Annotated in this window: 14 protein-coding genes and 1 riboswitch; all 14 genes read right to left on the reverse strand. The window is 31.7% G+C overall.

All coding sequences use genetic code 11. The features are described from left to right. Window positions 1-18: 18 nt before the first annotated feature. Window positions 19-660, reverse strand: a complete 642-nt coding sequence (locus BN350_RS01790; RefSeq protein WP_028042063.1) for a V-type ATP synthase subunit D — start codon at window positions 658-660, stop codon at window positions 19-21. Then, window positions 653-2,101, reverse strand: coding sequence for a V-type ATP synthase subunit B (locus BN350_RS01795; protein WP_028042064.1), 1,449 nt, complete (start codon window positions 2,099-2,101; stop codon window positions 653-655). Before BN350_RS01795 ends, BN350_RS01790 begins: the two co-directional genes overlap by 8 nt. A gap of 14 nt (window positions 2,102-2,115) precedes the next feature. Further along, a complete protein-coding gene (locus tag BN350_RS01800) occupies window positions 2,116-3,867 on the reverse strand; it encodes a V-type ATP synthase subunit A (protein WP_028042065.1) in 1,752 nt (583 codons plus the stop codon). A gap of 19 nt (window positions 3,868-3,886) precedes the next feature. Further along, window positions 3,887-4,483, reverse strand: coding sequence for a V-type ATP synthase subunit E (locus BN350_RS01805; protein ID WP_028042066.1), 597 nt, complete (start codon window positions 4,481-4,483; stop codon window positions 3,887-3,889). Between the two features lie 12 nt (window positions 4,484-4,495). Continuing rightward, complete coding sequence (locus BN350_RS01810) at window positions 4,496-4,804, reverse strand: V-type ATP synthase subunit F (RefSeq protein ID WP_028042067.1); 309 nt, start codon at window positions 4,802-4,804, stop codon at window positions 4,496-4,498. Between the two features lie 24 nt (window positions 4,805-4,828). After that, a complete protein-coding gene (locus BN350_RS01815; protein WP_028042068.1) occupies window positions 4,829-5,254 on the reverse strand; it encodes an ATP synthase subunit C in 426 nt (141 codons plus the stop codon). A gap of 27 nt (window positions 5,255-5,281) precedes the next feature. Beyond that, the gene (locus BN350_RS01820; RefSeq protein WP_028042069.1) at window positions 5,282-7,195 is read right to left on the reverse strand and encodes a V-type ATP synthase subunit I; all 1,914 of its coding nucleotides are present in this window, start codon (window positions 7,193-7,195) and stop codon (window positions 5,282-5,284) included. Between the two features lie 15 nt (window positions 7,196-7,210). Continuing rightward, window positions 7,211-8,740, reverse strand: a complete 1,530-nt coding sequence (locus tag BN350_RS01825) for a V-type ATP synthase subunit I (protein ID WP_028042070.1) — start codon at window positions 8,738-8,740, stop codon at window positions 7,211-7,213. Window positions 8,741-8,751: 11 nt separating this feature from the next. Beyond that, entirely contained in the window at window positions 8,752-9,789 is a 1,038-nt protein-coding gene (locus BN350_RS01830) for a V0D/AC39 family V-type ATPase subunit (RefSeq protein WP_028042071.1), read from the reverse strand. Window positions 9,790-9,804: 15 nt separating this feature from the next. Beyond that, window positions 9,805-10,116, reverse strand: coding sequence for a hypothetical protein (locus tag BN350_RS01835; RefSeq protein ID WP_028042072.1), 312 nt, complete (start codon window positions 10,114-10,116; stop codon window positions 9,805-9,807). Window positions 10,117-10,359: 243 nt separating this feature from the next. Then, window positions 10,360-10,824, reverse strand: coding sequence for a DUF2798 domain-containing protein (locus BN350_RS01840; protein WP_028042073.1), 465 nt, complete (start codon window positions 10,822-10,824; stop codon window positions 10,360-10,362). A gap of 140 nt (window positions 10,825-10,964) precedes the next feature. Continuing rightward, window positions 10,965-11,642 carry a DUF2461 domain-containing protein gene (locus tag BN350_RS01845; RefSeq protein WP_028042074.1) on the reverse strand — a complete coding sequence of 226 codons (678 nt, stop codon included), beginning with the start codon at window positions 11,640-11,642 and terminating at the stop codon, window positions 10,965-10,967. Then, a complete protein-coding gene (locus tag BN350_RS01850; RefSeq protein WP_028042075.1) occupies window positions 11,639-12,496 on the reverse strand; it encodes an RNA polymerase sigma factor in 858 nt (285 codons plus the stop codon). The genes BN350_RS01845 and BN350_RS01850 overlap by 4 nt, the downstream gene beginning before the upstream one ends. 99 nt (window positions 12,497-12,595) lie before the next feature. Continuing rightward, a complete protein-coding gene (locus tag BN350_RS01855; RefSeq protein ID WP_044600032.1) occupies window positions 12,596-13,360 on the reverse strand; it encodes a formate/nitrite transporter family protein in 765 nt (254 codons plus the stop codon). 487 nt (window positions 13,361-13,847) lie between these two features. Next, window positions 13,848-13,894: riboswitch (PreQ1 riboswitch) on the forward strand. The last annotated feature ends 24 nt before the right edge of the window (window positions 13,895-13,918 follow it).

The following is a 13,918-nucleotide window of genomic DNA, read 5'->3' on the forward strand; positions in this document are numbered from 1 at the left end:
ACGAAAAAAAACAAGATTCTATGCAGAACCTTGCTTTTTCAAACTTTCTTGTTTATCTTTTTGTGTTTTGATGACTTTTTGACGAGAGAACTCTTCTCTATCTTTTTCATCTAATGCTTCACTAATGAATTTGACAGTTCTTTCAAATTCAGGAATAGAAATATTTTTAAGGGCATTTGCTCTTTTTTGTGTTTTACGGATAGCATTGGCTAAACGATAAACAGCATTTTCTATTTCAGCTAATTTTACTGTTAATTCTTTTACATGATAGAAGCATCTATATGCATAATCTACTTTAGAGTTAGCTCTTTCAAAACCATACCCTAAACGAAGTGGTGTCTTTTCATAAGTCACTTTAGGAATTTCAACACCCATAACACTTCGATATGTGACACTAATTCCTTCATCAATAGGAACTGCTTCAACAATATCACTAATAATCCCTAAAGACATATTAGCTTCTTGAAGTGCATAATATGCTTTTTGATAAGAACCAGTAATATCATCTCTAATCATCTTGACATCGTCTAATAAACTCATCATTTCTTTGATTAGAACATTTCTTTTTTTATCCATTAAGTCATATCCTAGATACGCAAGTTCTAGTGACTTTTTTGTAGCAATGAGATTTCCTTTTGTTGGAAAGACTTGATTAGCCATTATTCATTGCCTGCTGTAACTCTTTGATTGTTCCTTCTTCTTGAAGTTCAAATTGAGCTACTGCTTTTTCATGATTATAGAATTGTTCTAATACTGCATTATCAATACGATCTAATTCACCCTTAGGAAGAACAGATAATAATGTCCATCCTAAATCAAGTGTTTCTTCAATAGATCTATTTGTATTGAAACCTTGATTTATGAAATAACGTTCAAATAAACGTCCAAATTCCATATACTTCTTATCTACTGCAGACAATTCATCCTCACCAATAACAGAAGTTAATGACTTAACATCCTGAACATGTGCATAAGCAGCAAATAACTGGTTAGACACCGCTGAATGGTCAGCTCTTGTAAATCCTTCACCAATACCATCTTTCATTAAACGTGATAATGATGGTAAAACACTAACTGGAGGATAAATACCCATAGCATTTAATTCTGAATCAAGTGTAATTTGTCCTTCTGTAATATATCCTGTTAAGTCAGGAACTGGATGTGTAATATCATTGTTAGGCATTGTTAAGATAGGGATTTGTGTTACAGACCCCTCTGCCGAATTAGCAATTCCAGCTCTTTCGTATAATGAAGCCAGGTCAGAGTAAAGATATCCTGGATATCCTTTACGCCCTGGGATTTCTCCCTTACTTGAAGAGAACTCACGTAACGCTTCACAATAAGAAGTCACATCAGTATAAATAACTAAGATATGCATATTATGTTCAAATGCTAAATATTCAGCAGCTGTCAAAGCACATCTTGGTGTCAAAATACGTTCAATAATTGGGTCATTTGATAAGTTCAGGAACATAACAACTCTTTGCATAACTCCAGCTTCTTCAAATGAACGTCTAAAATATTCAGCAACATCATTTGTAACACCCATTGCAGCGAAAACAACCCCAAATCCTTTACCTTCATCATCTGCAACTTTGGCTTGTTTAACAATTTGTACTGCCAATTGATTGTGAGGCAAACCAGAACCAGAAAAGATTGGTAATTTTTGTCCACGAATCAATGTTGTTAAACAGTCAATAGATGAAATTCCAGTATTAATATAGTTTCTTGGATATATACGAGCAACTGGATTTAATGGTAAACCATTGATATCCATTGATTTCTCTGCATAAATTTCACCTAAACCATCGATTGGTTTACCAGCACCAGAGAAAACACGTCCTAGTATTTCCTTAGACACAGGCAATTCCATTGGATGACCTAATAATCTTGTTTTTGTATTAACAAGAGATAACGAGTTTGTTCCTTCAAATACTTGAACAACAACTCTTTCTCCTTCAATTTGAACAATACGTCCTAAACGTGTTGTTCCATCTTTACATTGTAATTCAACCATTTCGTCGTATGAAGCACCTTTGACATGATCTAATACGACTAATGGACCGTTAATTTCATTCAAACCTACATATTGAAGACTCATAACTTATTCCTCCTTTAGTCTATCGATGCAACTGCTTCATCAATTTCTTTATAATAATCATCAAATAATGCTAAATTATTATTTGGAACATCATATTTCATTTTAACAATTCTTTCAAAAATACCTGTCTCCAAAATCAAACGAATTGGTTTACCTGCATTAACAACTTCCTTACCACGTTTATACATATATAAGATCACTTCCATCATCTTCAATTGTTTTTCAAGTGGTACATAAGTATCATCAGGATGGAATGCATTTTGTTGTAAGTAACCAACACGTACAAGTTTTGCTACTTCAATAATTAATTTTTGATCATCAGGTAAAACATCAGATCCCATTAATTTTACAATTTCCATTAATTTTGTTTCTTCAGCAAGAATACTTGCTAATTCTTGACGATCTCTTAAGAATTTAGGATCAACATTTTTATTGAACCATCTTTCAAGGTCAGGAATATATTCACTATAACTTTGATTCCAGTTAATCGCAAAATAGTGACGTGCATAAGCTAATGCTTTATCCAATGCCCAGAATGTACGTACGAAACGTTTTGTATTTTGAGTGACTGGTTCAGAGAAGTCAGCACCTTGTGGTGAAACTGCTCCGATAATCGTTACAGAACCTTTTGTTCCATTTAAGTTATCCATATATCCTGCACGTTCATAGAATTGAGATAAACGTGATGGTAAGTAAGCTGGGAACCCTTCTTCGGCAGGCATTTCTTCCAGACGTCCAGAGATTTCACGTAACGCTTCTGCCCAACGAGAAGTTGAGTCAGCCATAATGGCAACATGGTAACCCATATCACGATAATATTCAGCAAGTGTAACACCTGTATAAATAGATGCTTCACGAGCTGCAACTGGCATGTTAGAAGTATTAGCAATCAACACTGTTCTATCTGTTAAAGGTTTGTTTGACTTAGGGTCAATCAATTCTCTAAATTCTTCAAGAACTTGTGTCATTTCATTTCCACGTTCTCCACAACCAACATAAACGATAATATCAGCATCACACCATTTTGCTAATTGGTGCTGCGTCATTGTTTTCCCAGTACCAAATCCACCAGGAATTGCAGCTGTTCCACCTTTCGCAATTGGGAACAGTGTATCAATAACACGTTGTCCAGTAACAAGTGGCATTGAGATTGGTAAACGTTTTGTGACAGGACGAGATTGTTTGATTGGCCATTTTTGCGTCAATGTACATTCAACAATATTACCATCCTCATCTTCAATTTTCATCACCACATCATCAATCTTATATTGACCATCAGGTTTTACTTCAACAACTTTACCCTGAGTGTATGGTGAAACCATACACTTATGAGTAATTAAATCAGTTTCAGGAACAGTAGCATAAATATCTCCACCTTTAACTTGATCACCAACTTTAGCAACCATTGTCACATCCCATAATTTATTTTTATCAAGTGGATCAACATGACTACCTGTAGGAATAAATGATCCAGATTCCTTAGCTATTTCTTCTAGGGGTCTTTCAATCCCATCAAAAATATTTCTTAATATTCCAGGTCCAAGAGTTACAGAAATAGGTTGACCTGTCGCATAAACAGGTTCTCCTGGCTTTAATCCTGTTGTCGTTTCATAAACTTGGATAGTTGTAAATTCTTTCTTGATTGAAATAACTTCACCAATCAATCTTGCATTTCCAACATAAACCATTTCTAGCATCGAAAAGGCATCAGTATCTTTGACTGTAACAACGGGACCATTGATTGAATAGATTACATTTTCATTCACTTTCAAATCCCCCTTGTTTTTATTTAATAATTAATCCAGAGTTTTTATTGAACCATTCTTTTTGATTATTTAAAGCAAAATCTAAAGTTTCATCAACAACTAAAGAAGATTCCTTATCTTCAATAATAAATCCACCAATAGTAATATCATCACTTGCTTCTACTTTAATCTCATGACCAAAAGCTTTAACCAAAGCTTTTTCCATAGATAAATCCTTAGCAGCTACATACATCACTGCATTTGATCCTTCAAAATCACTAGCAACTTTCTTTAATTTATCTTCCATAAAAGATGTATAATCCTTACTACCTGTAAAAGCAAGCAATTCCTCACGTGCTTTATCAAAAATAGTTTTCACATATTCATCTCTTTTTTCAATCAATTTCTTAGTTCTTTCAATATGACTTTCAGAAATTTCAGCAGAAGCATTAGAACTCATTTCCTCTTCTTCTTGTTTTAATCTTAAATCAGCATCTCTTTTTGCTTCCGCTTTCATAGATTCATAAGCTTCCTCTTCAAGAGATTTCACTTCATCAAGAATAGATTTTTCTTCATTCTTCGCTTGTCTTTCAATTTCATCTTTCATATAGAGAAATACTTGATCAATATTTTGCATAATCTTTCTCTCCTATAGTTTCACTCCGATTGCTTCAGATACATAACCATCAATTGTTTCACCAATTTTAGAATTTCCATGACGATCAGGTATTTCAGTAATCAAAGGTTTTTGTTGTTTTAATTTAATCTCAGATATAATATCTGGACACATATCGACTAACTTTGTAGTGACTAAGATAATAGCAATTGTTGAATCCTTCATTTTTGACTGAAGAACTTCAAGAAAATCTTTTCTCGTATGAACAACAACCCCTTCAATACCTACAAGTCTTAGTCCCATCAATGTATCAATATTATCGCTGATTAAGAAGAACTTCATATAATCAGACCTTTCTTATAAATATTATAAACCGTTAATAATTAAGATTGAAATTAATAACCCATAAATAGCAACCCCTTCACCTAAGGCAACGAAGATTAAAGCTTTACCAAAGTTATTATCATTTTCAGAGAATGCTCCAATAGCAGCTGGAGCAGCTGCAGCTACGGCAATACCAGCACCTAATGCAGAACATCCTGTAGATAAAGCAGCAGCAATAAATCCTAAACCTTGAGCTAAAGTACCAGTAATAGAAGCACCTTCAGCTGCAAAAGCAGAACCCATAGTTAAACATAATGTTAAAGCAACAGCACCAAAGAACCCACCAACATGAGTTAATAAACGCCATTTCGCACTTTCTTTGCTTACTTTAGAAGTAAACATTTTGACTAATGGTAATGATAATAAAACAACAGCAACTAATGGTAAAATAAACATTAATAAATTCATAATATAATTCCTCCAAATATAATTTTTTTATTTTTCTTTTATAGCAATAAAAGGTTTCCCTTTACCTTCATAATAACGTGAGAACATTTCATAGAATTCGAGACGTAAAACTTGAATCCCAACAATCATACCTTCCAAACACATAACGAAGATATTACCAATAACAATTACTAACAAATATGCAAAAGTTAATGACTCTACACCTCCATTAACCATCTTAGCTAATGTATAAACAACCATCATCATCCCAGCATGTGATAAAACGAATCCACCTACACGCAAGAATGACATTGTATTGGCAATAAATGTTAACATAACTTCAAATAATTCAAAGAAAGCTTCTGTAAAGAATGCTCCAAATCCATGAGGGAACATCTTTTCACCTTCAAGTTTATGTGATAAAGGCTCTTTTAAGAAAATCATCACAACTGGCATAGCGATTAATAACACTATGTAAACTGGACCACCTAATGGTAAATCTAAACCTACTAACATATTGGCAACCATAAGTAACACAGATACATAAAATACTAACCCAGCCATACCATTTTGAGAGAATAATAAATCTCCCCAATGTTTTTTCTTTAAGTTTAAAACAATATTAAATACAATAGAAATAATAATTAAGATAACTCCTGTCGCAATGGCAGCCATTAATAATGTCATTGTATTTTCTGACTCCATTGGAATAAACATTGGCTCATATAAATGTTCATATCCAAAGAACGAACCAAATATAGCACCAAATATCGTACTAGAAATCCCTAAACGCATTCCTACAGCACCTAACTGCATACCTTTCCATTTGTAGAAGAAATATCCAACAAGTGATAAAACAATACCTTGTCCAATATCTCCAAACATCATACCAAATAAGAAAGTATAGCTTATCGCAACAAGATTTGTTGGATCAAAATCAGTATAAGATGGTACACCATACATTTCAACAAACATTCTAAATGGTCTTGAGAACCAGTTATTCTTTAATTTTGTTGGTGGTGTTAAACGTGAATCACCCATTGCTGGTTTTAATTCAACGTGAACATCTTCTAATGTTTCAAAATCTGCTTTCATTTGCTTTGCTGTTTTTTCTTCAGCAAATCCATAAACGGCAGCATTTTTACCAAAGACAACGACATATTTCTGAGCATCATATGTTTCATTCAGTTTCTTAGAAACAGAATAAATATGATTCATTTCTTCTACGTTATCATTAAATAATTTATTAATTCTTTCATCAAGAACTTTTAAATAATCTCTTGCAGTTTCATCTTCTTCTTTCAAAACATTCAATGCTTCTTGAGGTGTTCCATGAACAAACTCAGGAATATGGATTCTTTCAAAATATAATGAAGAGAAAATGTTGTCAATTTCAGGAGCTTTTGTTTCTGTTGTGATATAACCACAATATGTTTCTTTTGTTCCTTTATGAAGAACCATAAATAAGAACTCTTGAGCTCCATAATATTGTAATTTATCTAAATTAACAGTTGGAATTCTCCCAAAACGAATTTGTAAATATTTACAACTGAATAATCTATCAAAATCAAGTTTTGCATCAATCATATGCTCCAATTGAGAAATTGTTGCTTCATTTTCTTCAATCATTGTTTGAAGATCTTGCTTAACCTTCTCAATCTTTGCAACTTGTTCTAATACATTACAGAAAAATGTATCTGCCTGAATAATATTTATTCTTGTACTCTCTACATCTACATTTTGTAATTTTAAATGATAATTATCTCTTGCTTCTTCCATACGAGCGATTAAATCAGCATACGGATTTTCCCTATTTAATACTGATAGTCCTTGCACAGAATCTGCAAATTTAGAAGCTAACTCTGGATGGAAATCATCAGTATTGATGAGTTTCATCAAAACGGCGTCATATTGTTCCGCTGGGAACTCTATTTCCAGTAGCTTCAATTTTGCTATTGCCATATGTTTCTCCTTTCCTTAATGTGCTGATCTTTTTTTCATGATTGATTTACCAAAAATCAATACAAGGCAAGCAACGATTACAATAGCGAATGGCATGATTGACAAGTTCATATGGGCTTCAAAAGCGCATCCAAAATAAACAAGCAATGCATAAACAACAATCAAACCACAAATTCCCTTCATTGAGAGAACTCTTTCAACTGTAGAATCCTGTAAATACATTTTCTTAAATGCATTGATTGTATAAGTTCCTGCGATCAAAAGAACAATACCATCAATTAATTTAAACACAGTTGATAGTGGCAAGGCTATTGCAGGGTAAAGACTGATTGTGTAGAAAACATCTCCATAAATCAATCCACCAAGTGCAGCTGCTATACCAAGTGAAAGAAGTAATGGTCCCATTTTCTTCTTTCTCATAAGAAGTCCAAGCAATATAAGCACTGCTCCCACTCCTAAATCCCCCAAAAAGACAATGAAGACTGCATAATAAAGAAATGCAAAAGCTATTGTTGTATCAATAACATCTGATTGTTTAACCTTACTAACAGTTTCAAATGGTTTGACAATTTTTGCATTATGCACAACTGTTGGTGCAACAACTTCCTGATGATCTAAAATATCTGCAGGTAACTGCTGGTATTCCATACTTGTAATCTCTTTAAGAATCATTTTTAATTCTTCAAGTTTACGTGTTGGAACAAATCCATAAATTGCACATTTACTTTGATAATCCACGACAAAGATTTTATAAGCTTCTATTCTTTGTAAGAAAGAGGCTGTTGAATAAAGTTTTAATAAATCAACTTTGTGTGTTTCTCTTAAAATTGTCATCTTTTGATCCATACGTAAAATATACTCTTCCATCGCATGAATCTCTTCTTCTAATTCCTTTCTGGCATCATCTAATTTACCATGCACAAATGAAGGAATAGCAATCTCTTCAAACCCTAACGCTTGGAAGATGTTATCAACTTCTAACAGTAAGTTATTCGTTACAATATAACAACACCAAACATAATGACGATCTTCACCCAATTTATTAAAAATAAATGGACGACCTTCATAATATTGAATCTTTTCAAGATTTTGTCTTTTAAATCGACCAAATCTTACTTTCATATATTGACATTCCATCAACTGATCTAAATTAACTTCTGAAAGAGACAAACAATTTAACATTTCTAATGTAACTTCATTCTCGTTCTTTTCAGTAATCAATTGATCTTGAACATCCTTTATCTTTTTTATTTCTTCTTCTAATCCCTTTAAATAATCATCCGTTTTCCCTTGATTTAAAGTATAGTCAGGAGCTAAATCTCTATTTAAATCTAATTTTATATCAGATGCAATCTGAATCAAACGATCTAATATCTTAGTATAAACATTGTCCTCTTGTAAAGCATGTACACCTTTGACATTATTGACAATCTTTGAAGCAGATTGAGGATAAAAGTATTTTGAATCTTTAAGTTTAAATAAGACTTGATCAAGATTTTGACGATCAAAAGTCATATTTAACAATACCATTTCTTCTATAGCCATAACATTTCCCCCTAGTAGATTAACATCGATTCAATTTGGCTCGGTGCTTCTCCATATCTTAAACCTTCAATAATATGTTTAAGATTATCAATTTCTACTTGATATACAATTTTATATGTCATATATACCAATGCACTATCTGTTGAAAAACGCATAAAACGCTTAGCAAGATTATACTTAATCTGCTCAGTATAATACTCTATATAAACAAATTCATGATCATCAACATATAACTTATAAGGAGATTCAGCCAATTTCTTTAGAAATTCACTGGCATCCTTTGTTTCAATCAACTCATTCATTACACTACGTGGAATACGACTATATTCCATAAATAATGTTTCTCTGATTTGATCTGGAGTTGCATTAAAGTACTTTTTAAGACGATATATCTTTGTAATATTTTGTAATTCTATAGAGGTATTGATCATTGTTAATAAATCTTTACGTTTTTTTCCTTTAAATAATTTATTGACTGTATCAACATACTCTGCGAAATAAATATGTTTTAATTCTAATTCTAACATATTAGAATCCAATGGTTTATCATCAACAGGTTTATATTTTAATAATGCATCATAATACTTTGTTCCTCTTAAAACAACTAACAAACTATCATAATCATTAATAGATAATAAACCATATAAATCAAAACTTGCATATTTATTCAAATAATCTGGAATTTCTATTTCATATCCAGTGTAATAATCAGAAACAATTAATCTTGTTTTTGTTAAAATCAATTGTATTTCTAGTTCTGTTACACCTAATCGATAGAATTCCAATTCTTTCTTAGAAGCAAATCTCATAAGTCGATTTAATCTTAAAAATGTTTCCTTATTTAATAAGGCTTCTAATTGTCCACGATGAATATTCACTTCTTTAATTTCAGAAAGAATTTCACTATAAGCAGTTTCACTTTTAAGATAGGCAACCAAATCATTTATACTTCTTCTTTTCAGTAATTCTTCATAATTCTGCTCTGTTAATCTACGTGAATACATAGATCTCGCTTTCGCAAGAATTGCATTTGATGAAAAAGAACTCATACAATCACCTCTTCTCTAAATTTCTTTACAACGATTAACAATGGTAGACACCCATTCATCTTTATTCTTTTCGTAAAGACTAGAGAGCTGATTTAGTGATTCTTTATACTCTTGTTCATTTTTGGCCTTTGTTTCCTGTATCTCTGCTTCCAATTCTTTTTTATGAGCATCAATTTTCACTTGGTACTCTTTGACAAAAGAATCATAGATTTCTTTTTTCTTGGCGCTCATGTTCGTTTGAACATCTTGTTTTTTCTTACGAGCTTCTTCAACCTTTTGTGAGCACTCTAAATCTACAGCAACAATATCCTGAATAATTTTGTCCAAAATAATCCCTCCTCACTTTATCCTTTATTCTTTCATAGTTTACTCCTATTTTTTTGACATTTCAAGCAAAATAACATTTTGAGAAAAAGATTAAAATTTACTTTATTCTTGTTTAAACATATCTTTATACTTTTCTCTATTTTTCCTTCTTTATGTCTTTTATTATAGGCCATTGCAACGATAGAATAAAAATTCATTTTTGCCAATATACAAATCATGATATATATCTTAAAATTAGACAAATCAACTGATTTGTCTAATAAAAAAACTTTCTATTTTTCTTAAAAATGCTCCTCCAAAAAATATTTGCCAACCAAGTGCCATTGGGAAATTAAAAACCGTTGTTTCTATCCATATAGCAATGATTTCTGTACCTACATTTTTAAAAAGCAATGTTGCTACTAAACTCATAATTGGACACATGATACAAACAATCATTGTACAGATTGTGAGTTTAACATGCTGTTCACTATCGCGTGTTAAATCTACTTTCTTCATTGCAAGAGAAACAGCAAGTTTCTCAACAAAAAATAATTCTAACACTATTGCAATTGGCCACATAATCATTAATTCATGTAGTGCTAATACAAAAACTTGATTAGACATTCCTCCAATATTCAATGCAACATTATAACAAATCATTGCATAAACCATGACAAGTGCCATTGATACTGTAAATATAAATTGATGTAATTTTGATTTTTCCATAAATCCTCCTTGTATAAACACAAAAAAATACATGTGTGTTGTTCATAACCATGTGACACACATGTACCGTTTCCAATTCTACCTCTATTTATTTGCTGAAATTAATTTAGCATATTTTTAAAAATGATGTAAGTCTTTTTTTATTTTCTTTCCGGCATTCTAAAATCAATAAGTGCCTGATTTAAATAATCATTTAAAATTTTCATTTTTTTAAAAAGTGGAACAACTGTATTTAAAAATAATTGTGGATTTCTTATTATTTCATCATTAATAGGATATTCAATATACCATGATTTATATTTTAAATATTCTGATACAGGACTTTCTGTATCATATCCCTTTGGAACTTTTTTAAGTGCTGTCCCTTCTACTTTTAAATCGTCTCCTAATTGTTTTATAACATCTTGCCACTCCTGAGGATGTTCAACAAGATAATCTCTTACGAAAGTTGTTGCATCCTTAAACATATCTGCAAATAATCCCCCACCAATAAATGATTGTCCAGGTTTAATCATCATATAGTAACCTACAGGTATTGGTAATTTTCCTTGTTTAGCAATATGAGTACGAAACGCGGGATTATATGGAGATTTATCATGACTAAAACGTGTATCTCGTACAAGTTTAAATGTTAAATCATGGGGGTTTTTATCAGCAATACTCTCATCAAATTCACTTATCTTTAAAATCAATTCCTGTATGAGTTCTTCAAAATCATTTTGAGCTTGTTGATATTCTTTTTTATGAGCATGATACCACTCACGTTCATTATTTTCTCTTAAATCTATTAAATATTGTAAGATATGATCTGTTCTCATGAAACTTCCTCCAAATGTGTATTTTGTATTGTTGTGATTTGTGTTGATTGAAGCAACTGCTTGACAAACTGTTTTGTCTTTTGAGGGGATTGATAAAGTTTTAAAAATTTGAACTGTTCAGCAAAAGTATCAATCTCTTCCATAGCATTTTTGACATCCAATAATGTCTGATTAGATTCTAATGAAGATGTATATTCAAGATTTTGAGGATGTAATCGCTGTGTCAATATAGCATAGTCACTACGATTGATACAGTGACAATTTCCATTGCCATATTCCCCACAATATGTTTTTAAAAACTCAGCAACTTTTTTTCGTGTTCTTGAAAGTTTTTGACGATATGCAACAGGTGTTATTTGTAGTATTTCCCCAGCAATACGACTATCAATATGAAACATTGTTCCTAGAATAAAAATACAACGACTGTCACTATCCAAACATTGCAACATGACATTTGTACAAGACATCTTTAATTCATCAGCCAGTAGACTCTTCTCTACATTTTGTGACATATCTGGAATCTCTCGAACCTGTGGATGTTCTATATCATGTGCATAGTATTCAAAGCTTAATGTCTGTGATGCAAACATGTGTTTCTTATAATCCTTCAAATGATTAACAGCAATCCGAAAGACCCATGTCGAAAAAGCACTCTCTTTACGAAATGATGAAAGATGTGTCACAACCTTTAATAGAATTTCCTGTGTTGCATCTTCAGCATCACTTAATGTACCAAGCATTCTTAAAGACAAATTAAACACCAAATCCTGAACACTCAATATAACTGTTTCTAAAGCTTTTTCATTACCTGCTATGGCTTCATCAATCTCATGAAATAATTCTTCTCTTTCCATTATTTTTCCTCTTTTTATATTAGACTGTAATAAAAAATGATTTGTGACAATAAAACCAAAAAAATGTATCCCCCATTCTTTAGAGAATACATATTTATATTATTTTTGAGGTGTTCTAAACATGATGTAGATAGGAACAGCTAATAAAACACTTCCACCTAAAATATTTCCAATTGAAGAAACAAGCATATGGATCGGCATAAGTGACCAATTAATTGTATTTCCTAATTGAGTCATCCCCATTGCAAAAATTCCTCCATTAGCAACACAGTGTTCAAATCCTGGTAATACAAATGTCATAACCAATATCATAATAACAATGAGTTTCGCTGTTTCATCTTTAATCTTTACACCAGAATAAGCGGCTACACAAACAATAAAGTTACACAAGATACCTCTAATCAATAATTCAATAACACTAAAATTCAATTTTGATTCCATAACTCCTTGTAAATAAGGAATCATAATACTTTCCTGTGAACCACTCTTAATAAATAAAAAACATATTAAAGCAATTCCAACCATATTTCCAACATAACAAGTTAACCACATAGGAAGAATACTACGAAATTTCAATTCACCTTTTAAAACAGGCATAATCGTCACAAAACAATTCCCTGTAAACAATTCAGCCCCTAAATAAACAATTGCTACTAAACCAATTCCAAAAGTTCCAGCAACAGCAATTTTTCCAACAACACTATGATCATTCAATAACGCTCCTAAAGTATATGACAAAATCGCTGCTATCCCTAAATAAGCCCCTGCCATAAATGATCTTACAAAAAAGCGAAAAGGATCATTTTTCATTAAATTATATTTTATATTTCCCAATTTGCACAGTACTTCAATATCACTAATCATAATAGCCCCCTTAAATCATTGTTATTATATCGAATAGGGGTATAAAAGGCAAAGTTTTTTTAATAAATTCCTTTACTCATCAATATCTGAAATAAAATTGAGACGAATTTGAGACGCATACTCATCATTTCTATGATATAATCTTTGTGTTATCAGCCCTCCCTTGAAAGGAGGTGAGAATGATGTTGTTTGAAGCATTAGCTTCTTTTATTGTCTCTGTCGCAGCAGGATTGGTATTATACTTTCTTTGCAGATGGCTTGATAGTAGACATCACTGATAATAAGCCGAGAAAACCCAAGGAGTGTGTTCCTTGGGTTTTCGTTTGAGAACGATGTCTCAGCATTAACTTCTTTTCGACTATATATTATCATAAGTTATAGTCTATTTCAAGTATATTCTGATTACCTTTATTCTATACTATTAATATATTTTATAAGGACCACTGCTAAAAATATTGCGATATAAATCCATTTATGTTATTCTAAAAATACACTGGTTCGAGAGCCAAACCCAGTATAAAAAACTAAGGACATAAAGATATGATGGCTCTGCCATCT

Origin of the sequence: Candidatus Stoquefichus massiliensis AP9 (assembly GCF_000455285.1) — a bacterium.
Taxonomy (GTDB): Bacteria; Bacillota_I; Bacilli_A; order Erysipelotrichales; family Coprobacillaceae; genus Stoquefichus; species Stoquefichus massiliensis.

Excerpts from the sequence above, each read along its gene's own strand:
- BN350_RS01855 (WP_044600032.1), bottom strand. The coding sequence starts at position 13,360 with ATGATTAGTGATATTGAAGTACTGTGCAAATTGGGAAATATAAAATAT.
- BN350_RS01825 (WP_028042070.1), bottom strand. The coding sequence starts at position 8,740 with ATGGCTATAGAAGAAATGGTATTGTTAAATATGACTTTTGATCGTCAA.
- BN350_RS01810 (WP_028042067.1), bottom strand. The coding sequence starts at position 4,804 with ATGAAGTTCTTCTTAATCAGCGATAATATTGATACATTGATGGGACTA.
- BN350_RS01830 (WP_028042071.1), bottom strand. The coding sequence starts at position 9,789 with ATGAGTTCTTTTTCATCAAATGCAATTCTTGCGAAAGCGAGATCTATG.
- BN350_RS01795 (WP_028042064.1), bottom strand. The coding sequence starts at position 2,101 with ATGAGTCTTCAATATGTAGGTTTGAATGAAATTAACGGTCCATTAGTC.
- BN350_RS01815 (WP_028042068.1), bottom strand. The coding sequence starts at position 5,254 with ATGAATTTATTAATGTTTATTTTACCATTAGTTGCTGTTGTTTTATTA.
- BN350_RS01840 (WP_028042073.1), bottom strand. The coding sequence starts at position 10,824 with ATGGAAAAATCAAAATTACATCAATTTATATTTACAGTATCAATGGCA.
- BN350_RS01845 (WP_028042074.1), bottom strand. The coding sequence starts at position 11,642 with ATGAGAACAGATCATATCTTACAATATTTAATAGATTTAAGAGAAAAT.
- BN350_RS01805 (WP_028042066.1), bottom strand. The coding sequence starts at position 4,483 with ATGCAAAATATTGATCAAGTATTTCTCTATATGAAAGATGAAATTGAA.
- BN350_RS01790 (WP_028042063.1), bottom strand. The coding sequence starts at position 660 with ATGGCTAATCAAGTCTTTCCAACAAAAGGAAATCTCATTGCTACAAAA.
- BN350_RS01850 (WP_028042075.1), bottom strand. The coding sequence starts at position 12,496 with ATGGAAAGAGAAGAATTATTTCATGAGATTGATGAAGCCATAGCAGGT.
- BN350_RS01820 (WP_028042069.1), bottom strand. The coding sequence starts at position 7,195 with ATGGCAATAGCAAAATTGAAGCTACTGGAAATAGAGTTCCCAGCGGAA.